The sequence below is a fragment of the Streptomyces sp. VTCC 41912 genome, from assembly GCF_045799175.1.
GTDB classification, from domain to species: Bacteria; Actinomycetota; Actinomycetes; order Streptomycetales; family Streptomycetaceae; genus Streptomyces; species Streptomyces albulus_C.
In genome coordinates, this window is sequence record NZ_JBJMAB010000009.1 from 1 (window position 1) to 21718 (window position 21718).

Here is a 21718-nt window from a genome sequence, read left to right on the forward strand (position 1 = left end):
AGGCCCGTCACCGCACCCAACAGCCCCGCGCAGCGGACAACGCGCCGCAGGCGCAAACAGCACCCCCACGGCGGGAAAGCCGACAACGTGGGAAGAAGCCCCGCGCAGCGGCAACGCGCCGCAGGCGCAAAACAGCAACCCCCACGGCGGGAAAGCCGACAACGTGGGAAGCCTAAAACCCCAGCTTGCGGAGTTGCTTCGGGTCGCGTTGCCAGTCCTTGGCGACCTTGACGTGGAGGTCGAGGAAGACGGGGGTGCCGAGCAGTGCCTCGATGTGCTTGCGGGACTTGGTGCCGACCTCTTTCAGGCGCTTGCCCTTGGGGCCGATGATGATCCCCTTCTGGCTGGGGCGCTCGATGTAGACGTTGGCGTGGATGTCCAGCAGCGGCTTGTCGGCGGGGCGGTCCTCGCGGGGCAGCATTTCCTCGACGACGACGGCGATGGAGTGCGGCAGTTCGTCGCGGACGCCTTCCAGCGCGGCCTCGCGGATCAGTTCGGCGACCATGACCTGCTCCGGCTCGTCGGTCAGGTCGCCCTCGGGGTAGAGGGCGGGGCCTTCGGGGAGCAGCGGGACGAGCAGGTCGGCGAGGAGCGAGACCTGCTGGTCGCCGACGGCCGACACCGGGATGATCTCGGCCCATTCGATGCCGAGTTCCTTGCCGAGCTGGTCGATGGCGATGAGCTGGGCGGCGAGCGCCTTGGAGTCGACCAGGTCGGTCTTGGTGACGATGGCGATCTTGGGGGTCTTCTTGATCTCGGCGAGTTCGCTGGCGATGTAGCGGTCGCCGGGGCCGAGCTTCTGGTCGGCGGGCAGGCAGAAGCCGATGACGTCGACTTCGGACCAGGTGGTGCGGACGACGTCGTTGAGCCGCTCGCCGAGGAGGGTGCGGGGCTTGTGGAGGCCCGGGGTGTCGACAAGGACCAGTTGGGCGTCGGGCCGGTGCACGATGCCGCGCACGGTGTGGCGGGTGGTCTGGGGGCGGTTGGAGGTGATCGCCACCTTCGTCCCGACGAGAGCGTTCGTCAGGGTGGACTTGCCTGCGTTGGGACGGCCGACGAAACAGGCGAAGCCGGCGCGGTGGGGGGCGGTGGACTCTGTGCGAACGCTCATGGCGCCCATTCTCCCCGATCCCCGCGGCCGGTCCGACCATTCGGCGCACCTGCCGTCGCGGAGGGCGGGGCGCGCCGGCCGCGGGCGCCCCGCCCGGTGGTGCGGTCAGGCCGCGGGGCCGGCCGGGGTGGCGGCGCGCAGGGTGCCGTCGGGGGCGGCGACGAGGACGGGGGTGTCCGGGCCGCCGAGGTCGCGCACGGCGGCCCGGTCGGCGTCGGCGGCCTGGTCGGCGTCGGTGACCACGGCCGCGGCCTCCAGGGACGTGGCGCCGCTGGCGACCGCCATCGCGACGGCCGTCTGCAACGCGCTGAGCTGCAGGGAGTCCAGGGCGACGGTGCCGGCTGCGTAGGTCCGGCCGGTCTCGTCGCGGACGGCGGCGCCCTCGGGAACGCCGTTACGGGCCCGCGCCGAGCGCGCGAGCGTGATGATCTTGCGGTCTTCGGGGTCCAGCGGTGCGGCTTCGGTCATACCGGCGAGCATATGCGGGGGCCCGGTGGGGTGTACGGGGGCGGGCCCTCGGGGCTGGTTCGGGGGCGGTGCGGCCGGTTCGGTCGGCCAGCGGGACCGGGGTGGGCGTCAGAACGCACGATGGCTGAAGAGTCCGGTTGCCCCGCTCCCCTGTGCCGGGGCACCCGGCTCTCCAGCCAACGTCGTTTCCGGGTCCGCACCGGCGGGGCCGCCGCGGGCAGTGCCCGCGGGGCCGCCGCGCGGTGCGGAGTCGTGAGTGACCACCGGGTCTCCGGTCACCGTCGTCGGTGACCGGCCCCCCTCCCGGTGCCCGTGTTCGCGATGTCCGCGGCCTGGCCGGACGTCATCGCGAATTCTTCGGTGATCGTGGAGTCACCGCCCGGCGGCTCCCGCGAAAGGGGCCGCTCCCGGGGCGTTCGCCGCAATATGGGCGGCGCTCCGGAATTCCTCACCTCTGGTCGTGCTGCGGGTCTTTTCACTCGCGGCGAGGGCAGCGGTCCTGTCCGGCCTTACCGCCCGCAGAACTGCCGCGACGGTGTCCACCACCCCGGCTTTTCTTTCACGCATTTCGTTCAGCTTCCCTCTGCCGCAAAGCACCGGCGCCCTTTTCGGCGCCGGTGCGAAGATCTTTCCACGGAATTGGCAAGGGAATCCAGCGCTGCCGGAAATGGCTTTGAGGATATTTCCGCTGCACTGCGGATCAGGAGCGGGTGCGGGGGCGTAGGCCCCGGAATTGCCGGTGGTGCGGGGGTGCACCGCGGGCTGCGGAGGGCACCGGGCGGGCGGTCAGCCGCCGGCGCCGTCACCCTCCGCTTCCGCCGCGCGGACCGGTTCGCAGAGCACCGTGACGATCTTGTTGCGGCGGCCGGCCGGTGCCTCGGCGACCAGCCGCAGCGCCTTGAGATCCGGGTCCGAGGCGTGCTCGGACAGATCGATCTCGACGGTTGCCCCGGCGATCGGAACCCTGCCCAATTGCTTGGCGAGCAATCCGCCGACCGTCTCCACGTCCTCGTCGTCGAGCTCCGCCAGGCCGTACAGCTCGCCGAGCGCGCCGATGTCGAGGCGGGCGGTGACGCGGTAGCGGCCGGCGCCGAGGTCCTGCACGGGCGGGAGTTCCCGGTCGTACTCGTCGGTGATCTCCCCGACGATCTCCTCCAGGATGTCCTCGATGGTGATGATGCCGGCGGTGCCGCCGTACTCGTCGATCACGACCGCGACGTGGTTGCGGTCGCGCTGCATCTCGCGCAGCAGGTCCCCGGCGTTCTTGGTGTCCGGGACGAACACCGCCGGGCGCATCGCCGTGGACACCAGGTCGGTCTCCGCGTCCCGGCTGATGTGCACCTTGCGGGCCAGGTCCTTGAGGTAGACGACGCCGACGACGTCGTCCTCGTTCTCCCCGGTCACCGGGATCCGTGAGAAGCCGGAGCGCAGCGCCAGGGTCAGCGCCTGCCGGATGGTCTTGAAGCGTTCGACGGAGATCAGGTCCGTGCGCGGCACCATCACCTCCCGGACGAGGGTGTCGCCGAGCTGGAAGACCGAGTGCACCATCCGGCGCTCCTCGTCCTCGATCAGCGACTCCTTCTCCGCGAGGTCGACCAGGGACCGCAGTTCCGCCTCGGAGGCGAACGGGCCCTTGCGGAAGCCCTTGCCGGGGGTGAGGGCGTTGCCGAGGAGGATCAGCAACTGCGGCACCGGGCCCATCACCCGGGCCAGCGGCAGCAGCACGTACGCGGCGGCGGTGGCGGTGTTGAGCGGGTGCTGGCGGCCGATGGTGCGCGGGGAGACGCCGACGGCGACGTAGGAGACCAGGACCATCACCGCGATGGCGACGGTCAGCGCCTCCCAGGTGGTGTCGAACGAGCGCAGGCAGGCGTAGGTGACCAGGGCGCCGGCGGCCATCTCGCAGCCGACCCGCACCAGCAGCGCGACGTTGAGGTAGCGGGTGGGGTCGGCGGCGACGGCGGCGAGCTTGGCACTGCCCCGGCGGCCGGAGCGGACGGCCTCCTCGGCGCGGAAGCTCGTCGTCCGGGTCAGTCCGGCCTCCGCGCAGGCGGCGAGCCAGGCGACCACGACGAGCAGTACCGCGACGGCGATCAGGGTGGTCATCGAGCGCCCCGTCAGGTCACGGTCGGGGCCGGCGAGGGACCGGTCATCCCGCGCTCGGCCCGCCAGCCGTCGACGATCGCGGCCTGAAGGCCGAACATCTCGGCCTTCTCGTCCGGCTCCTCGTGGTCGTAGCCGAGCAGGTGCAGCACGCCGTGGACGGTCAGCAGTTGCAGCTCCTCGTCCATGCTGTGCTCCGTCGGGGCGTCCTTGCCCTGCTTCTCGGCGACCTCCGGGCAGAGCACGATGTCGCCGAGAAGGCCCTGCGGCGGCTCCTCGTCGTCCTTGGCCGGCGGCCGCAGCTCGTCCATCGGGAAGGACATGACGTCCGTCGGGCCGGGGAGGTCCATCCACTGGATGTGGAGCTGCTCCATGGCCTCGGCGTCCACGACGATGACGGACAGCTCGGAGAGCGGGTGGATCCGCATCCGGGCCAGGGCATAGCGGGCGACGTCCAGGATCGCCTGCTCGTCGATGTCCGTACCGGACTCGTTGTTGACGTCGATCGACATGGGGAAGGTGGGTCTCGCTTCTTGGTCGCGCAGCGCGGGCTACTTGCCGTTGCGGCTGTCGTACTTCTCGTAGGCGTCGACGATACGGCCGACGAGCTTGTGCCGGACCACGTCCCTGCTGGTGAGCTCGGAGAAGTGGACGTCGTCGACGTCGGTCAGGATGTCCCGGACCTGGCGCAGACCGCTCTTCGTGCCGCCCGGCAGGTCGATCTGGGTGACGTCGCCGGTGATGACTATCTTCGATTCGAAGCCGAGCCGGGTGAGGAACATCTTCATCTGCTCGGGATTGGTGTTCTGCGCCTCGTCGAGAATGATGAAGGCGTCGTTGAGCGTCCGACCGCGCATGTACGCCAGCGGCGCGACCTCGATGGTGCCCGCCGCCATCAGCCGCGGGATGGAATCCGGGTCGAGCATGTCGTGCAGCGCGTCGTAGAGCGGGCGCAGGTAGGGGTCGATCTTCTCGTAGAGGGTGCCGGGCAGGAAGCCCAGGCGCTCGCCGGCCTCGACCGCGGGGCGGGTCAGGATGATCCGGTTGACCTGCTTGGCCTGGAGGGCCTGGACGGCCTTGGCCATGGCCAGGTAGGTCTTGCCGGTGCCGGCCGGGCCGATGCCGAAGACGATGGTGTGCTTGTCGATGGCGTCGACGTAGCGCTTCTGGTTGAGGGTCTTGGGGCGGATGGTGCGGCCGCGGTTGGAGAGGATGTTCTGGGTGAGCACCTCGGCCGGGGTCTCGCTCGCTCCCTCGCCGTTCTCCGCCGCGCGCAGCATGGCGATGGAGCGTTCCACTGCGTCCTCCGTCATCGGTTGTCCGGTGCGGAGCACCAGCATCATCTCGTCGAACAGGCGCTGGACCAGGGCGACTTCCCGGGCGTCACCGACCGCGCTGATCTCGTTGCCCCGGACGTGGATGTCGGTGGCGGGGAAGGCGTCCTCGATCACGCGCAGCAGCGAGTCACCGGATCCGAGGACCGTCACCATCGGGTGCTTGGCCGGGACCGTGAAGTGGGCGCTCGCCTGCGCTCGTGTGGGTGTCTGCGTCATGGGTAGGCCGGGTGGCCTGCTCAACCCCCATCCTTTGCTCATCACAGGTGCGGACCTCGGCAGCGACGCCCGCACTGGCTCCTTGCGCTACCAGAGTACGACGGGGCACTGACAAGCCGGCCGGCTTTTCCGGGCGGCGGCCGGGAGCACGGCCGGGGCGCCGCCCGGCGGGGCCGCGGCGGGCTCAGGCCGGGGGGCGGAACCCGATCGTGGGGACCGCCCGGGCCAGCGGCGACGCGGCCGCGGCCGCCCGCGCGGGGCCCGCCGCCCCGGTGCTGCCCAGGCTCACTCCCGGCGCGGGCAGCACGGCGTCCAGGAAGCCGTACTGGCGCCGCAGTCCGGCGGTGGCTCCGGTGTCGCAGGCCCGGACCCGGCGCCACCAGGCGGCGATCTCCGCCCAGCCCGGTGCGGAGAGCGAACCGCCGAACTCCTGCACCGACAGGGCGGCGCTCAGCCCGGCGAAGGACAGCCGGTCGGCGAGCGGCCAGTCGGCGAGCGTGCCGGTGACGAACCCGGCGACGAAGACGTCCCCGGCGCCGGTCGGGTCCAGCGCCTCCACCACGATGGCGGGCACCTCGGCGCTCTCGCCGGTGCGGGCGTCCACCGCGCACGCGCCCTCCGAGCCGAGCGTGACGACGGCGAGCGGCACCAGGTCGGCGAGCTTGCGGGCGGCGGCGCGCGGACAGTCGGTGCGGGTGTAGCGCATCGCCTCCTCCGCGTTGGGCAGGAACGCCTCGCAGTGCTCCAGGTCGGCGAGGTCGGCCGGGTCCCAGCGGCCGGTGTCGTCCCAGCCGACGTCGGCGAAGATCCGGCTGCCGCGGCCGGCCGCGCAGCCCAGCCAGCCCTCCCGGCGGCCGGGCACCAGCGAGGCGACGCAGGCCCGGGTCGGCGGCGGGCAACCGGGGGCGTGGCCGCCGTCGAAGGCGTGCTCGGGGGCCGGTGCCTCGTGGCCGTGCGAGACCATGGTGCGCTCGCCCTCGTAGGCCATCGAGACGGTGACCGGCGAGTGCCAGCCGGGGACCGTCCGCGACAGTTCCAGGTCGATGCCCTCGCCCCGTTCCAGCGCCTCCCAGCAGTACTCGCCGTACATGTCGTCGCCGAACGCGGCGGCCAGGGAGGTGCGCAGCCCGAGGCGGGCCAGCGCGGTGGCCATGTTGGCGACGCCGCCGGGGCTGGAGCCCATGCCGCGGGCCCAGGACTCGGTGCCGCGGACCGGCGCGGAATCCAGGCCGGTGAAGATGATGTCGAGGAAGACGGTGCCGGTGAGGTAGACGTCGGTGGGCGGGTCGCCCGCGCGGCGCACCGCGGCCAGCGGATCGAGCCCCGGCGGCTCGGTGGCCGGCCCCGCGGGCGGTTGGACATCGCGTCGGCCAGTGTTCACCGCGCTCGCCCCTCTCGTACGCAACTCGTGCCGCCAGTGTGCCTGATGCTGCGGTACGTTCCGCCCCATGAGGCTCTCCATTCTCGGCGGTGGCGGCTTCCGGGTACCGCTGGTCTACCGCGCACTGCTGGACGACCCCACACGCTCCGTCTCCGAGCTGACGCTCTACGACACCGATCCCCGCCGGGTGGCGGTGATCTCCGACGTACTGGCCGAGCTGACCCGGGGCCGTACCCAACCGGTACCCGTACGAGTGGCGGAAACTCTCGACGCGGCGCTGACCGGGGCCGACTTCGTGTTCTCCGCCATACGGGTCGGCGGCACCGCGGGCCGCATCCGGGACGAGCGGATCCCGCTGTCCGAGGGCGTCCTGGGGCAGGAGACGGTCGGCGCCGGCGGGGTCCTGTACGGGCTGCGGACGATCCCGGTGGCGCTGCACGTCGCCGAGCGGGTCGCGGCGCTCGCCCCGGGGGCGTGGGTCATCAACTTCACCAATCCGGCGGGGATGGTGACCGAGGCGATGGCGCAGGTGCTGGGCGACCGGGTCATCGGGATCTGCGACTCCCCCGTGGGTCTGGTGCGCCGCGCGGCGCGGGCGGCCGGCGCGGACCCGGCGGCCCTGGAGGACCCGGCGCGGTCCGGCTACGACTACGTGGGGCTCAACCACCTCGGCTGGCTGCGGTCGTTGACGGTCGACGGCACCGACGTGCTGCCCGGCCTGCTGGGGGACGTGGCGGCCCTGGGCTCCTTCGAGGAGGGCCGGCTCTTCGGCCCGGAGTGGCTCCGCGTCCTCGGTGCCCTCCCCAACGAGTACCTGCACTACTACTACTTCCGGCGGGAGACCCTGCACTCCGTACAGGACACCGCGCAGACCCGCGGGGAGTTCCTGGACCGGCAGCAGGGCGGCTTCTTCGACCGGGCCACGACGGCCGGCTCCCCGGACGCGGTGTACGCCCTGTGGGAGCGCACCCGACTGGAGCGCGAGCAGACGTACATGGCGCACAGCCGGGAGGCGACCGGCGGCTGGCAGCGGGACAGCGACGACCTGGAGGGCGGCGGCTACGACCGGGTGGCGCTGGCGCTGATGCACGCCATCGCCGGCGACTCCGGCCGGCGGCTGATCCTCAACGTCCGCAACGGGACGACGGTGCCGCAGCTGGCGCCGGACGCGATCGTGGAGACGGTGTGCGAGGTGACCGCCAAGGGGGCTCGTCCGCTGCCCTGCGCGCCGCTGCGCGAGGATCAGTTGGGCCTGATGCTCCAGATCAAGGCGGTCGAACGGGCGACGGTCGCCGCGGCCCTGTTCAAGGACCGCGACGCGGCGCTGCGGGCCCTCGCGCTGCACCCCCTCGTCGACTCGGCGGCCGTGGCCGCCCGCATCCTCCAACGGGCGGGCACGCAGAGGTGAGACGGGCGGGCCAGGCGGGCGAGGCGGCCGACGTGGGCGTTCGTGGCGGGCGGTCGTGGCGGGGCAGCGGCCGGGTCCGGGCCGGGCGGGCGGCCGGTGGCGGAGCCGTCCTTGACGGAGCCGTCGGTGGCGGAGCCGTCGGGCCCCGGCCGGAATACCCGCCACCCCGGCCACGTTGTGGCCCCGCAGGGGGCGTTCAGGCCCCCTACGGGAAGTGTTCGCCCGCCCCCTAGTGGCCCCGGGCGACCCATTCCGCCAGGTGCGGTGCTTCCCGTTCGATGGTCGTCTGGTCTCCGTGGCCGGTGCGGACCACGGTCGTCGGCGGCAGGGTCAGCAGCCGGTCGCGGATCGAGTCGATGATCGTCGGGAAGTCGGAGAAGGACCGGCCGGTGGCGCCGGGACCGCCCTGGAAGAGCGTGTCCCCGGTGAAGACGGTGTTCAGGTCGGGGGCGTGCAGGCAGACCGCGCCGGGCGCGTGGCCGGGCGTGTGCAGCACCGTCAGGTCGATGCCGGCGATGGTCAGCACCTGACCGTCCGACAGGTCCCCGTCGGGGGCGGTGTCCGGGTGGGTCTGCTTCCACAGCGGCAGGTCGTCGGGGTGCAGCAGGATCCGCGCCCCGGTGCGGGCGGCGAGCGCCGGGGCCGCGTCGATGTGGTCGTTGTGCGCGTGGGTGCAGATGATCGCGCGCAGGGTGCGCCCGTCGAGGGCGCGCAGGATGGCGTCGGCGTCGTGCGCGGCGTCGATGACGACGGCCTCCGAACCGTCGCCGACGATCCACACGTTGTTGTCGACGTCCCAGGTACCGCCGTCCAGCGAGAACGTCCCCGAGGTGACGAGGTGGTCGATACGGGCGCCCATCACAGCACCACCACCGAGCGCAGCACGTCACCGGCGTGCATCCGGTCGAAGGCCCGCTCGACCTCGTCGATGCCGATGGTCTCGGTGACGAACCCGCCGAGGTCGATCCGGCCCTGCTGGTGGAGGTCGATCAGCATCGGGAAGTCCCGGGACGGCAGGCAGTCGCCGTACCAGGAGGACTTCAGGGCGCCGCCGCGGCCGAAGACGTCCAGGAGGGGGAGTTCCAGGGTCATCTCCGGGGTGGGCACGCCCACCAGGACGACCGTGCCGGCCAGGTCGCGGGCGTAGAACGCCTGCCGGTAGGTCTCCGGGCGGCCGACCGCGTCGATGACGACGTCCGCGCCGAAGCCGCCGGTCAGCTCGCGGACCGCCTCGACGGGGTCGGTGCTGCGGGAGTTGACGGTGTGGGTGGCCCCCATGGTGCGGGCCGTCTCCAGCTTCCGGTCGTCGATGTCGACGGCGATGATCTTGGCGGCGCCGGCCAGGCGGGCGCCGACCACCGCCGCGTCGCCGACGCCGCCGCAGCCGATGACCGCGACCGTGTCGCCGCGGCCCACCTGGCCGGTGTTGATCGCGGCGCCGATCCCGGCCATCACCCCGCAGCCCAGCAGCCCCGCGACGGCCGGTGCGACCTCGGGGTCGACCTTGGTGCACTGGCCGGCGGCGACCAGCGTCTTGTCGGCGAAGGCGCCGATGCCCAGTGCCGGGGTCAGCTCGGTGCCGTCCTTGAGCGTCATCTTCTGCCGCGCGTTGTGGGTGTTGAAGCAGTACTGGGGGCGCCCGCGCAGGCACGCCCGGCAGGAGCCGCACACCGCACGCCAGTTGAGGATGACGAAGTCCCCGGGGGCGACGTCGGTGACGCCCTCGCCCACCGACTCCACCACGCCGGACGCCTCGTGGCCGAGCAGGAACGGGAAGTCGTCGTTGATCCCGCCCTGCTTGTAGTGCAGGTCGGTGTGGCACACCCCGCACGCCTGCACCTGCACCACGGCCTCACCGGGCCCCGGGTCGGGCACCAGGACGGTCTCCAGCCGGACCGCCTCGTTCTTCCCCGGCGCCACGACGCCGCGCACTTCCTGTGCCATCGGTACCGCCCCTCTTCGAAGATCACGTACAGGACCACTGTGGCCCACCGCCACCGGCCCGTGCCACACCGTACGCGGACGCGGCAGGGGCACGCCGCGCGCCGCTCCCGCGGGGCCGGCGCGCGGGACGGGGCACCGGACGGGGCACGGGGGCGCCCGTCCGGCACGCCGGAGGGCGCCGCGGGCGTCACCAGCGGGGCACCGGGGGCGTGGTCCAGTCGGGGTGGACGCGGCGCATCGCCGCGGCGTCGTCGCGGTTGCGGTACGTGCCGTCGTCGGCGAGCCAGCGGTGGTGCAGTGCGGCGAGCCGGTCCCGGTCGAGGGTGACGCCGAGGCCGGGGGCGTCGCCGACGTCCAGGTGGCCGTCGCGGAAGGCGAGGCGTTCGGTCAGCACGTCCTCGGTCTGCCAGGGGTAGTGGGTGTCGCAGGCGTGGTCCAGGTCGGGGACGGTGGCCGCCACGTGGGTCATGGCGGCGAGGCTGATGCCGAGGTGGGTGTTGGAGTGCATGGCCAGGCCGAGGCCGAAGGTGCGGCAGAGGGCGGCGAGTTCCCGGGTGGCGTGCAGGCCGCCCCAGTAGTGGTGGTCGGAGAGCACGATCCGGACGGCGTCGCGGGCGATCGCCTCGGGGAGCTCCTCGAAGGTGGTGACGCACATGTTGGTGGCGAGCGGGACCGTGGTGCCGGCCGCGACCTCGGCCATCGCCTCGGTGCCGCTGACCGGGTCCTCCAGGTATTCGAGGACGTCCGCGAGTTCGTCGGCCACCTTCAGCGCGGTGCGCACCGACCAGGCGCCGTTGGGGTCCAGGCGCAGGGGCCGGCCGGGGAACGCCGCGGCCAGTGCCCGGATCGCGGCGGCCTCCCGGTCCGGCGGGAGGACCCCGCCCTTGAGCTTGAACGAGGTGAAGCCGTACCGGTCGGCGAACCGGCGGGCCTGGGCGACGATGCCGGCGGGGTCGAGGGCGGCGCCCCAGTCGTCCGGTTCGCCCGGGCCGTCGGGGTGGCGTTCCCACCGGTAGAAGAGGTAGGCGCTGTAGGGGACCCGGTCGCGTACCGCACCGCCCAAGAGGGCGTGCACGGGCAGTCCGGTGGCGTGCCCCCAGGCGTCGAGGCAGGCCACTTCGAAGCCGGAGCGGACCGAGCGGCGCAGTTTGTCGGCGGTGCGGACGCCGCGCAGTCCGGCCGCGTCGACGCCGTCCGGGCCGGTCGTCCCCGCGGCGCCGTCCCCGGGGTCGGCGAGCGCGGCCAGGGCGTTCAGGTCCGTGACCTTTCGGCCGACGAGTGCGGTGGCCAACGGGCGGGCGAGCGCGAGGTATTCGGCGTCGCCGTAGGTCTCGCCGAGCCCGGTGGCGCCGCCCGCGGTGACCAGTTCGATGATCAGGCGGGGGGTGTACGGCTGGTGCACGCCTTGGGTGTTGAGCAGTGGGGGGTCGGCGACCAGGACCGGGGTGAGCCGGACCTCGGTGACGACCAGGTCCGCTGGGCGGTGGGCGACCATCGGCGTTCGTCTCCATATGTAGACAACATCCATGGATCGGGATGGAGGCTAAGGAGCACACTCACGGCACGTCAAGAGGCCCTCGCAAAGCGTCAGTTGGGCGTCACCATTGCGCCACCCTTGAACAACCCTTTAATCTCCGCGCGTAGATAGCCGTGGTCCGCCTCTGTTACACCTACCCGGGACCACTCCCACGCTTCCCTAAGGAGCCGCGCATGCCCCGCCCCGCCCTCTCCCGCCGCGTCCGTCTGGGCGGTGCGGTGGCCGCCGCCGTCGTCGCCGGCACCGCGGTCTTCGGCGCCGGCCAGGCCACCGCCGAGCACTCCGTGCCGCGCACCGACAAGGAGATTCCCAACCTCACCCAGGTGCAGGACAAGATCAAGGCGTACTACGGCGACACGGTGACGGCCGACGGCGAGCACTACGCCTCCCCCGCCAGCAACTACGCCCGCCAGATCCGCGGCATCGAGGCCACGGCGCGCACCTACCTGACCGGCGCGCTCGCCAAGAAGGGCAACGGGAAGACCAAGCCGGCCATCGTCCTCGACATGGACGACACCACCCTGCTGACCTACAACTACGAGCTGAAGGTCGGCTTCAACTTCACCCCCAAGTCCCAGGACGAGTACCTGGAGCACACCGACATGGCCGCGGTCTTCGGGATGAACGACCTGGTCAACTGGGCGCACAAGAAGGGCGCCGAGGTCTTCTTCGTCACCGGCCGCAAGGAGGCGCAGCGCGACTGGAGCGTGCGCAACCTCAAGAACGTCGGCTACGCCGTCCCGCTGGACCCCTCGCACGTCTACCTGCGGGACAAGGAACACCCGCCCGCCTACCTGCCGTGCGGCACGACCTGTTCGACGATCGACTTCAAGTCGGGCACCCGCCGGCACATCGAGTCCCTCGGCTACCGCATCGTCGCCAACTTCGGCGACCAGTACAGCGACCTGGCGGGCGGCGCCTCGCGGCGCACCTTCAAGCTGCCGAACCCGATGTACTACCTGCCGTAGGCCGGTGCGCCCCGGCGCCCGCAACGGGCGCCGGGGGCCCTCAGCGCCGCTTGGGCAGCGGCACCCGCAGCAGGTCCTTGGCGATGGTGAGTTCACCGGTGAAGCCCGCCGCGCGCGCCTGCCGCTCGAACTCCTCGGGGTCGGCGTAGCGCTGCGAGAAGTGCGTCAGCACCAGGTGCCGGACCCCGGCGTCGGCGGCCACCCTGGCCGCCTGGCCGGCCGTCAAGTGTCCGTGCTCCTCGGCGAGTCGGACGTCCTCGTCGAGGAAGGTGGACTCGATCACCAGCATGTCCACGCCCGCCGCGAGCGCGTGCACGCCGTCGCACAGCCGGGTGTCCATGACGAACGCGAAGCTCTGGCCCGGCCGCACCTCGCTGACCTCGTCGAGGGTGACGCCGTTCAGTTCGCCGTCCCGTTGGAGGCGACCGACGTCCGGTCCGGCGATGCCGTGGGCGGCCAGCCGCTCGGGCAGCATCCGCCGGCCGTCGGGCTCGGTGATGCGGTAGCCGTACGACTCGACCGGGTGCGAGAGCTTGCGCGCCGTCAGGGCGTACCCCTTGGCGCGGTCCAGCTCGCCGTCGGCGGAGACCGGCTGCTGGGCGATCCGGACCGTCTCGCGGTAGGCCGTGGCATACCGCAGCCGCTCGAAGAACCGCTCCCCGCTGGCCGGGTAGTGCGCGGTCACCGGATGCGGCACCCGGTCGAGGTTGATCCGCTGGATCACCCCGGCCAGTCCCAGCGAGTGGTCGCCGTGGAAGTGGGTGATGCAGATCCGGTTGATGTCGTGGGCGGCGACCCCGGCCCGCAGCATCTGGCGCTGGGTGCCCTCTCCGGGGTCGAAGAGCAGCCCCTGGCCGTCCCACCGCAGCAGGTAGCCGTTGTGGTTGCGGTGCCGGGTGGGGACCTGGCTGGCGGTCCCGAGGACGACCAGTTCGCGTACCGACATGGCTCGCTATCCGGGGGGCCACTGGAGGCCGCGGCCTCCGAGGACGTGCAGGTGGGCGTGGAAGACGGTCTGGCCGGCGCCGGCGCCGGTGTTGAAGACGACGCGGTAGCCGGTGTCCTCGATCTGCTCGGCGGCGGCGACCTCCCGGGACTCGCCCAGTATGTCGGCGATCACCTGCGGCTCGGCGGCGGCGAGCGACGCCGCGTTCGGGTAGTGGGTCTTGGGGATCACCAGGACGTGCGTCGGCGCCTGGGGGTTGATGTCGCGGAACGCGACGGTGGTCTCGGTCTCGCGGACGATCGTCGCCGGGACCTCCCCCGCCACGATCTTGCAGAACAGGCAGTCGGCCTGCGGTTCTCCCGCCACCGGTGGACTCCTCCCGGGTCGCGCGGCACGCGCCGTACGCACCGTGCGTACGCCCTCCGGATGCTAGCCGATCACCCCGCACGGGCCCGGGGCCGGTCCGGGGCCGACCGCGGGGCCGGCCACGGGGCCGCCCGGGGGTCGGCCGGCGCCGGCCCGGAGCCGGGTCACCCGGTTCGCGGCCCGGCCGACCTAAGCTGATCGTCCAGATCGCATCGGCCCCACACCCGGGAGTTATGCACCATGGCAACGACGCGCACGGCCAAGACCCACTGGGAAGGCAACCTCCTCCAGGGCAAGGGCACCGTCGCCCTGGAATCGTCCAAGATCGGCAGCTACGACGTGAGCTGGCCGGCCCGTTCCGAGGAGCCGGGCGGCAAGACGAGCCCCGAGGAACTGATCGCGGCGGCCCACTCCTCCTGCTACTCGATGGCGTTCTCGCACGGCCTCGCCGGCAAGGGCTACACCGTCGAGGCGGTGGACACCCAGGCCGACGTCACCTTCCAGCCGGGCGAGGGCATCACCGGCATCGTGCTGACCGTCAAGGCCCGGGTCCCCGGCCTGTCCGAGGCGGACTTCCAGGCCGCGGCCGAGGACGCCAAGCAGAACTGCCCGGTCAGCCAGGCACTGGCCGGCGTCAAGAACATGACGCTCCGGGCCGAACTGCTCGGCTGACCGGTCGGCGACGGCGTGCCGGTCGGTCCGCGGGCCGGTCGGCACGCCGCTACGCGTCGCCGTCCTTGTCCGGCTTGAGCAGGGTGTCCATGGTGAGTGCGGCCGCCAGGGACAGGGAGCGCAGGGGCTCCGCCATCGGGCGCAGCACCTCGTAGTAGTAGTAATCGGCGCCGAAGGCGACGTCCAGCACCCGGTCCAGCAGGGAGCGGCCGATCCTGGCCACCTCGGTGCCGGTGTGGTCGGTGAAGGTGAAGTTGAAGGCGCTCCAACTCGCCTGGATGTGGCCGATGGTGGCCCCGCCCACGACGAGGTCGAAGCTGCCGAAGGTGACCACCCGGTCCTGGAGGATCTCACCGACCGGCGTCCCGTCCGGCCGGGCGACCTGCACCTTGGCCTTGAGCACCTTGGTGCCCCGGCTCAGTTCCAGGAAGGGCACGCCGGCGGCGTCCCGGATCTCGAACTTCCGGGAGAGGTAGCGGTCCATCGTGCTGACGAAGCGCATGACCTTGCGGGCGGCGTTCTGGCCGGTCTCGGCGACCGACCCCACTTCGATGCCCTTGCGGTCCAGCACCGAGTAACTGGTGCTGATGTCCACCCACTTGAAGTCCTGGTTGACCGCGAGCACATCGGCCGAGAGCAGCCCCTCCGGACCGCCACCGCCCGGCGGGAACTGCTGCTGGACGGGGGCCTGCGGGACCTGCGGCGGGTACGGCTGCTGCGGCGCGGGGGCCTGCGGGGCGTACGGCTGCTGGGGCGGGTACGGCTGTTGCGGCACAGGGGGCTGCGGGGCCTGCGGGGCGTACTGCTGCGGCGCCGGTGCGGGCACCTGTGGGGGTGCCGCCTGGGTGTGTTCCGTCCAGCGGGCGCCGTCCCACCAGCGCAGCGCCGCCGCGCCGGACGGGTCCTGGTACCAGCCTTGGGGAACCGCAGGGTGGTCAGTCACGGCGACGACTGTATCCCCCGACGCCCCAACCACCTTACGGCGGGCGGGAGTTCGCACCCGCCCCGGCAGACGTCGCGCGGGTACCGTCGGGGGTTCGGGACCGACGCCGGCGCCGCGCGCCACCGGACGGGACTAGCTCCAGCGGCCGGTGCGGCCCAGCAGGAGCGCGGTCGCCGCGGTCCCCGCCGTGGAGGTCCGCAGCACGCTCGCGCCCAGGCGGTACGGCTTGGCGCCGGCCTCCGCGAAGGCCGCCAGCTCCTCCGGCGAGACGCCGCCCTCGGGGCCGACGACCAGCACGATCGAGCCGGCGGCGGGGAGTTCGGCGGTGGCCAGCGGGGTGCTGCCCTCCTCGTGCAGAACGGCGGCGAAGTCGGCGTCGGCGAGCAGCGCGGCGACCTGCTTGGTCGACAGCGGATCGGCGACGCGCGGGAAGGTCAGCCGGCGCGACTGCTTGCCCGCCTCCCGGGCCGTGGCCCGCCACTTGGCCAGCGACTTGGCGGCCCGCTCGCCCTTCCACTGGGTGACGCAGCGCGCCGCGGACCACGGCACGATGGCGTCCACGCCGGTCTCCGTCATGGTCTCCACGGCCAACTCCCCGCGGTCGCCCTTGGGCAGTGCCTGGACGACGGTGAGGGTGGGGGCCGGCGGCTCCTCGGTGCGCAGCCCGGTGACGGCGACGGTGAGCCGGTCCTTGCCCTCGACGGCGGCGACCGTGCCCTCGGCGCCGGTACCGGCGCCGTCCGTCAGGACGACCTCCTCACCGACCCGCAGCCGCCGCACGGACACCGCGTGCCGCCCCTCGGGGCCGTCCACGGTCAGCGTGCTCCCGGCCAGCACGCCGGCGAGCGATTCGACGAGGAAGACGGGCGCGGTCACACCGCACCGCCGGTGCCGTGGCCCGCGTCGCCGGGGCCCAACGCGGCCCGGGTGGCGTCGAGTTCGGCCGCGAGCACCGCCACCAGCTGCCCGGCGGGCATCTCCCGGGCCAGCCGGTGCCCCTGCCCCGCCCAGAGGTTCAGCCCCTGTGCGTCACCTGCCTTGGCGGCGGCCTTGCGGACCGGGGAGGTGAGGTAGTGCACGGCGGGGTAGGCGGCCGGCGCGTACGGGCCGTGCTCCCGCAGGAAGCGGTTCACCAGGCCGCGGGCCGGCCGGCCGGAGAACGCCCGGGTCAACTCGGTGTGCGTGAAGAGGGGGTTGGTCAGCGCCTGCTTGTGCAGCGGGTTGGCACCGGACTCGGGGGTGATCAGGAACGCCGTGCCCAGCTGCGCCATGGAGGCGCCGGCGGCCAGCACCGCGGCGATCTGCGAGCCGCGCATCAGCCCGCCGGCGGCGATCACCGGGATCTGCACGGTCTCCCGGACCTGGGCGAGCAGCGCCAGCAGCCCCAGGCCGGAGCCGGTCCCGTCCGCGTGCGGATCGTCCCGGTGGGTGCCCTGGTGGCCGCCCGCCTCGACGCCCTGCACGCACACCGCGTCCGCCCCCGACCACTGCGCGGCCTGCGCCTCGGCGGCGGTGGTGACCGTGACGACGGTGTGGGTGCCGACTTCGGCGAACGCGTCGAGGACCGCCCGCGAGGGGCAGCCGAAGGTGAAGGAGACCATCGGCACCGGGTCGTCGCGCAGGATCGCGAGCTTGGCCTCGTAGTTGTCGTCCGTGGGGCCGTTGACGTCGCCGAGCTCGGTCTCGTACCAGGCGGTCTCGCCGGCGAGTTGCTCGCGGTAGACCTCGACGGCGGAGGCGTCGGCCAGGGAGGGCTGCGGCATGAAGAGGTTGACGCCGAAGGGGCGGCGGGTCAGCCCCCGCAGCTGTTTGATCTCCTGGTACATGCCGTCGGCGGTCTTGTAGCCGGCGGCCAGGAAGCCGAGTCCCCCGGCTTCGCAGACGGCTGCGGCCAGCTCGGGCCCGGAGCCGCCGCCGGCCATCGGGGCCTGCACGATGGGGTAGCGGCAGAAATCGGTGAGCGCGGTGGGCATGCCCACATCGTGTCACGCCCGGCGCCGTACCCCGAACCGGGGCGGCGGCCACGGGGAACTCCCCGGACCCCGCCCCGACGGGTGTGCCTACCGCCCGTTGAAGGCGTCCTTCAGCCGGGAGAACAGCCCCTGCTGGCCCGGCTGGAACTGGCCCTGCGGGCGCTCCTCGCCGCGCAGCTTGGCCAGCCGGCGCAGCAGCTCCTCCTGCTCGGGTTCGAGCTTGCTCGGGGTCTGCACCTCGACGTGGACGATCAGGTCGCCCCGGCCGTTGCCCCGCAGGTGGGTCACGCCGCGGCCGTGCAGCGGGATCGACTGGCCGGACTGGGTGCCGGGCCGGACGTCGATCTCCTCGACCCCGTCCAGCGTCTCCAGCGGGCACTTGGTGCCCAGGGCCGCCGCGGTCATCGGGATGGTGACCGTGCAGTGCAGGTCGTCCCCGCGCCGCTGGAACACCGAGTGGGCCAGCTCGTGGATCTCGACGTACAGGTCGCCGGCGGGTCCGCCACCGGGGCCCACCTCGCCCTCGCCGGCCAACTGGATGCGGGTGCCGTTGTCGACACCGGCGGGGATCTTGACGGTGAGGGTGCGGCGGGAGCGGACCCGGCCGTCGCCCGCGCACTCGGGGCACGGCGTCGGGACGACGGTGCCGAAGCCCTGGCACTGCGGGCAGGGCCGGGAGGTCATGACCTGGCCCAGGAAGGACCGGGTGACCTGCGAGACCTCGCCGCGGCCGCGGCACATGTCACAGGTCTGCGCCGAGGTGCCGGGCGCCGCGCCCTCACCGCTGCAGGTGGTGCAGACGACGGCCGTGTCGACCTGGATGTCCTTGGTGGTGCCGAACGCGGCCTCGTTGAGCTCGATGTCCAGGCGGATCATCGCGTCCTGGCCGCGGCGGGTCCGCGAGCGCGGGCCGCGCTGCGAGGCCGTGCCGAAGAACGCGTCCATGATGTCGGAGAAGTTCCCGAAGCCCGCGCCGAAGCCGCCCGCGCCACCGGCGCCGCCGGCCTGCGAGAGGGGATCGCCGCCGAGGTCGTAGACCTGCTTCTTCTGCGGATCCGACAGGACCTCGTAGGCGGCGTTGATCTCCTTGAACCGCTCTTGGGTCTTGGGGTCCGGGTTCACATCCGGGTGCAGCTCGCGCGCCAGCCGCCGGAATGCCTTCTTGATCTGGTCCTGCGAGGCGTCCCGGCCGACGCCGAGGACCGAGTAGTAATCCGTGGCCACTTACGACTCCGCGAGGATCTGTCCGACGTAACGTGCCACTGCGCGTACCGCTCCCATCGTTCCGGGGTAGTCCATGCGGGTCGGTCCGACCACGCCCAATTTGGCGACGGCCTCGTCGCCAGAACCGTATCCGACGGTGACGACCGAGGTGGACGTCAGGCCCTCGTGAGCATTCTCATGCCCGATGCGTACGGTCATGCCCGAGTCCTTGGCCTCCCCGAGCAGCTTGAGCATCACCACATGCTCCTCAAGGGCTTCCAGCACCGGCCGGATGGTCAGGGGGAAATCATGCCCGAAGCGCGTCAGATTGGCGGTGCCGCCGATCATCAGCCGCTCTTCGGTCTCCTCCACCAGAGTCTCCAGCAGTACCGACAGTACTGTCGAGACGGTCGCCCGGTCGTCCTGTTCGAAGGATTCCGGGAGATCCTGCACCAGTTGCGGGACGTCCGCGAAGCGGCGGCCGACGATCCGGCTGTTGAGCCGGGCGCGCAGGTCCGCCAGGGACGTCTCGCCGAACGGCGTCTGGCAGTCGATGAGCCGCTGCTCGACGCGTCCGGTGTCGGTGATCAGCACCAGCATCAGCCGGGCCGGGGCCAGTGCCAGCAGTTCGACGTGCCGGACGGTGGACCGGGTCAGCGACGGGTACTGCACCACCGCGACCTGCCGGGTCAGCTGCGCCAGCAGCCGCACCGTGCGCCCCACCACGTCGTCCAGGTCGACGGCGCCGTCCAGGAAGTTCTGGATCGCCCGCCGCTCGGGGACGGACAGCGGCTTGACGCCGGCCAGCTTGTCGACGAAGAGGCGGTAGCCCTTGTCGGTCGGGATCCGCCCGGCGCTGGTGTGCGGCTGGGCGATGAACCCCTCGTCCTCCAGGGCGGCCATGTCGTTGCGGACGGTGGCCGGGGAGACGCCGAGTTGGTGCCGTTCGGTCAACGCCTTGGAGCCGACCGGCTCCTCCGTCCCGACGTAGTCCTGGACGATGGCGCGCAGCACTTCGAGTCTGCGTTCACTGAGCATTGCGCCACCTCCAGTCGGCCGTCCGCCGCGTCGTCACTTCTCCTGGCACTCACGTGGGCCGAGTGCCAGACCCGGAGCCAGTGTACGGCCGGGTAGCGCGGGTGCGGCAAGGGCGGGCGTGGTGGGCACTTACCCACCGCCGCGGAATCCGACCCCCGGGCCGCGTTCGGAAGCGCCCTGACCGCCCCCCGAGCGCGCCCCCGGTCCCGTCGCCGGCGCGTCCTCTGCTCGACGCGCCGGTGGGCGTCCGCGGGGGCCCGCCACCGAGGCGCCCGCCCGGAGTCCCGGGCAACGCTATCGCGGGGGCGCTAGCGTCTCGGTATGCGCACCACGTGGGAAGAAGCGGGCTGGGAGCGGCTGGGGGACGGCGTCGCCCGGCGACGGATGCCCGGTTGGGACGAGACGATCGGCGTGATCGCCGGTTCGGACGGCGTGCTGATCGTCGACACCGGGCCGACCCTCGGGGCCGGTGCGGAACTGCGCCGCACGGTCCGCGCGGTGCTGGGGCGCGATGTGACGCATGTCGCGCTCACGCACCCGCACTTCGACCACGTCCTGGGCACCGCGGCGTTCGCGGGCGTGGAGGTGTTCGGCGCGACCGGGGTCGACGCGCTGCTGCGGCACGGCAAGGACGCGCTGCGGGAGGACGCGGTGCGCCACGGGGTGGACCCGGACGCCGCGGCGGAGGCCGCGGACCTGCTGGTCGTCCCGCACCACCACGTGCACGGGCAGCTGACCCTCGGCCTCGGCGACCGGGAGGTGCTGCTGGCCAACGTCGGCCCCGGGCACACCGCGCACGACCTGGCCGTCCTGGTGCCCGGACGGGCCGGTGAGCGGGAGATCGTCTTCTGCGGGGACCTGGTCGAGGAGTCCGGTGAGCCCCAGGCGGGCCCCGACGCGCTGCCGCGGCGGTGGCCCGACGCGCTGGACCGGCTGCTGGCACTGGGCGGCGAGGACGCGGTGTACGTGCCGGGCCACGGCGCGGTGGTCGACGCCGCCTTCGTGCGGGCCCAGCGCGACGCCCTGGCCGCCCGCTTCGGCACCGACTCGCCGTGAGCCGGCGCCCGTTGACCCGCCGGCGGGCGCCCGCTCCGCGCGGCCCGCGCCCCGCGTCGCGCGCCCCGTGATCCCGTCGGCCCCACCGGGCCGTCGCCCCCACCCCCGACCCGTCGATCCGCAGGGAAGCAGACCCGCATGCACAGCAGGCACTACAGCCCCGACCTCACTCCCCCCTGGAAGAAGCCGAAGCCGGTGCCGGAGGTGCCGGCCGACCCCGGGCTGGTCGTCGAGGAGGTGGTGACGGGCTACTGCGGCGCGGTCCTGCGGTGCGAGAAGACCGCCGAGGGGCCGACGGTCACGTTGGAGGACCGCTTCGGCAAGGTGCGGGTGTTCCCGATGGTGCCGCGCGGCTTCCTGCTGGAGGGCCGGACGGTGACCCTGGTCCGGCCGCCGGGCCGCCCGGCGCCGAGCGGCCCGGCGCGCACCGCGTCCGGTTCGCTGGCGGTCCCCGGGGCGCGCGCCCGGGTCGCCCGGGCCGGCCGGATCTACGTGGAGGGCCGGCACGACGCGGAGCTGGTCGAACGCGTCTGGGGCGACGACCTGCGGATCGAGGGCGTCGTCGTGGAGTACCTGGAGGGCGTCGACGACCTCCCGGCGATCGTCGAGGCGTTCGCCCCCGGCCCGGACGCCCGCCTCGGCGTGCTGGTGGACCACCTCGTCCCCGGCTCGAAGGAGTCGCGGATCGCGGCGGCGGTGACCGGGGCGCACGCGCTGGTCGTCGGTCATCCGTACATCGACGTCTGGCAGGCGGTGAAGCCGTCCTCGGTGGGCATCCCGGCGTGGCCGCAGGTCCCCCGGGGCCAGGACTGGAAGACCGGGGTGTGCCGGGCGCTGGGCTGGCCGGAGAACACCGGCGCGGCCTGGCAGCGGATCCTGTCCCGGGTGCGGTCCTACAAGGACCTCGAACCGGCGCTGCTGGGGCGGGTCGAGGAGCTGATCGACTTCGTGACGGCGCCGGAGGACGCCGAGGGGGCGGGCGGACGCTGAGGCCGGCGTTGGCCGGCCTCAGCAAGCGCCGGGCCGGGGTGCGCCGGTGGTGCACGCC

21 protein-coding genes are annotated in these 21718 nt (G+C 72.9%); 5 read left to right on the forward strand and 16 right to left on the reverse strand.

Features of this window, described 5'->3' with window-relative positions:
* Nucleotides 1-172: 172 nt before the first annotated feature.
* The 6 genes from era to ACJ6WD_RS15620 form a co-directional block, all read right to left on the reverse strand.
* A complete protein-coding gene (era, locus tag ACJ6WD_RS15595; protein WP_374206794.1) occupies nt 173-1120 on the reverse strand; it encodes a GTPase Era in 948 nt (315 codons plus the stop codon).
* Nucleotides 1121-1216: 96 nt separating this feature from the next.
* The gene (locus ACJ6WD_RS15600) at nt 1217-1579 is read right to left on the reverse strand and encodes a cytidine deaminase (protein ID WP_376446071.1); all 363 of its coding nucleotides are present in this window, start codon (nt 1577-1579) and stop codon (nt 1217-1219) included.
* 786 nt (nt 1580-2365) lie between these two features.
* Nucleotides 2366-3685 carry a hemolysin family protein gene (locus ACJ6WD_RS15605; RefSeq protein ID WP_233657754.1) on the reverse strand — a complete coding sequence of 440 codons (1320 nt, stop codon included), beginning with the start codon at nt 3683-3685 and terminating at the stop codon, nt 2366-2368.
* Nucleotides 3686-3696: 11 nt separating this feature from the next.
* Nucleotides 3697-4194, reverse strand: a complete 498-nt coding sequence (gene ybeY / locus ACJ6WD_RS15610; protein ID WP_233657753.1) for an rRNA maturation RNase YbeY — start codon at nt 4192-4194, stop codon at nt 3697-3699.
* A gap of 39 nt (nt 4195-4233) precedes the next feature.
* Complete coding sequence (locus tag ACJ6WD_RS15615) at nt 4234-5235, reverse strand: PhoH family protein (RefSeq protein WP_020929295.1); 1002 nt, start codon at nt 5233-5235, stop codon at nt 4234-4236.
* Between the two features lie 184 nt (nt 5236-5419).
* Nucleotides 5420-6616, reverse strand: a complete 1197-nt coding sequence (locus ACJ6WD_RS15620) for a carbohydrate kinase family protein (RefSeq protein ID WP_016574967.1) — start codon at nt 6614-6616, stop codon at nt 5420-5422.
* A gap of 67 nt (nt 6617-6683) precedes the next feature.
* Here ACJ6WD_RS15620 and ACJ6WD_RS15625 point away from each other — a divergent pair, with 67 nt between their 5' ends.
* Complete coding sequence (locus ACJ6WD_RS15625) at nt 6684-8024, forward strand: 6-phospho-beta-glucosidase (RefSeq protein WP_407615992.1); 1341 nt, start codon at nt 6684-6686, stop codon at nt 8022-8024.
* 229 nt (nt 8025-8253) lie between these two features.
* Here ACJ6WD_RS15625 and ACJ6WD_RS15630 read toward each other — a convergent pair whose 3' ends face one another.
* The 3 genes from ACJ6WD_RS15630 to ACJ6WD_RS15640 form a co-directional block, all read right to left on the reverse strand.
* Nucleotides 8254-8883 carry an MBL fold metallo-hydrolase gene (locus ACJ6WD_RS15630; RefSeq protein ID WP_016573927.1) on the reverse strand — a complete coding sequence of 210 codons (630 nt, stop codon included), beginning with the start codon at nt 8881-8883 and terminating at the stop codon, nt 8254-8256.
* Nucleotides 8883-9968, reverse strand: a complete 1086-nt coding sequence (locus ACJ6WD_RS15635; RefSeq protein ID WP_016573928.1) for an S-(hydroxymethyl)mycothiol dehydrogenase — start codon at nt 9966-9968, stop codon at nt 8883-8885. The genes ACJ6WD_RS15630 and ACJ6WD_RS15635 overlap by 1 nt, the downstream gene beginning before the upstream one ends.
* Before the next feature lie 187 nt (nt 9969-10155).
* Nucleotides 10156-11463, reverse strand: coding sequence for a glucarate dehydratase family protein (locus ACJ6WD_RS15640; RefSeq protein ID WP_376556388.1), 1308 nt, complete (start codon nt 11461-11463; stop codon nt 10156-10158).
* Nucleotides 11464-11678: 215 nt separating this feature from the next.
* Between ACJ6WD_RS15640 and ACJ6WD_RS15645 the strand changes: the two genes are divergently transcribed.
* Nucleotides 11679-12473 (forward strand): HAD family acid phosphatase, encoded by a 795-nt coding sequence (locus ACJ6WD_RS15645; protein WP_233657749.1) that lies wholly within the window; start codon nt 11679-11681, stop codon nt 12471-12473.
* Nucleotides 12474-12513: 40 nt separating this feature from the next.
* On the opposite strand, the gene ACJ6WD_RS15650 is transcribed toward ACJ6WD_RS15645, so the two are convergent.
* Together ACJ6WD_RS15650 and ACJ6WD_RS15655 are read right to left on the reverse strand one after the other, a co-directional pair.
* Nucleotides 12514-13419, reverse strand: coding sequence for a ribonuclease Z (locus tag ACJ6WD_RS15650; protein ID WP_376446081.1), 906 nt, complete (start codon nt 13417-13419; stop codon nt 12514-12516).
* A 6-nt stretch (nt 13420-13425) separates the two neighbouring features.
* Nucleotides 13426-13785: a histidine triad nucleotide-binding protein gene (locus ACJ6WD_RS15655; RefSeq protein WP_016573932.1), complete on the reverse strand. Its 360-nt coding sequence runs from the start codon at nt 13783-13785 to the stop codon at nt 13426-13428.
* A 240-nt stretch (nt 13786-14025) separates the two neighbouring features.
* On the opposite strand from ACJ6WD_RS15655, the gene ACJ6WD_RS15660 reads away from it, so the two are divergent.
* Nucleotides 14026-14457 carry an OsmC family protein gene (locus ACJ6WD_RS15660; protein ID WP_016573933.1) on the forward strand — a complete coding sequence of 144 codons (432 nt, stop codon included), beginning with the start codon at nt 14026-14028 and terminating at the stop codon, nt 14455-14457.
* A gap of 49 nt (nt 14458-14506) precedes the next feature.
* On the opposite strand, the gene ACJ6WD_RS15665 is transcribed toward ACJ6WD_RS15660, so the two are convergent.
* The 5 genes from ACJ6WD_RS15665 to hrcA all read right to left on the reverse strand — a co-directional run bounded on the left by ACJ6WD_RS15665 (nt 14507) and on the right by hrcA (nt 19614).
* Complete coding sequence (locus ACJ6WD_RS15665) at nt 14507-15400, reverse strand: DUF2510 domain-containing protein (RefSeq protein WP_407615993.1); 894 nt, start codon at nt 15398-15400, stop codon at nt 14507-14509.
* Between the two features lie 132 nt (nt 15401-15532).
* Nucleotides 15533-16276, reverse strand: coding sequence for a 16S rRNA (uracil(1498)-N(3))-methyltransferase (locus ACJ6WD_RS15670; protein ID WP_233657746.1), 744 nt, complete (start codon nt 16274-16276; stop codon nt 15533-15535).
* Nucleotides 16273-17373, reverse strand: a complete 1101-nt coding sequence (locus tag ACJ6WD_RS15675) for a nitronate monooxygenase (RefSeq protein ID WP_233657745.1) — start codon at nt 17371-17373, stop codon at nt 16273-16275. The genes ACJ6WD_RS15670 and ACJ6WD_RS15675 overlap by 4 nt, the downstream gene beginning before the upstream one ends.
* An 87-nt stretch (nt 17374-17460) precedes the next feature.
* Entirely contained in the window at nt 17461-18597 is a 1137-nt protein-coding gene (gene dnaJ / locus ACJ6WD_RS15680) for a molecular chaperone DnaJ (RefSeq protein ID WP_233657744.1), read from the reverse strand.
* A complete protein-coding gene (hrcA, locus tag ACJ6WD_RS15685; RefSeq protein WP_016573938.1) occupies nt 18598-19614 on the reverse strand; it encodes a heat-inducible transcriptional repressor HrcA in 1017 nt (338 codons plus the stop codon).
* 321 nt (nt 19615-19935) lie between these two features.
* On the opposite strand from hrcA, the gene ACJ6WD_RS15690 reads away from it, so the two are divergent.
* The gene (locus ACJ6WD_RS15690) at nt 19936-20670 is read left to right on the forward strand and encodes an MBL fold metallo-hydrolase (protein ID WP_016573939.1); all 735 of its coding nucleotides are present in this window, start codon (nt 19936-19938) and stop codon (nt 20668-20670) included.
* Between the two features lie 138 nt (nt 20671-20808).
* Nucleotides 20809-21660: a DUF3097 domain-containing protein gene (locus ACJ6WD_RS15695; RefSeq protein ID WP_233657743.1), complete on the forward strand. Its 852-nt coding sequence runs from the start codon at nt 20809-20811 to the stop codon at nt 21658-21660.
* The last annotated feature ends 58 nt before the right edge of the window (nt 21661-21718 follow it).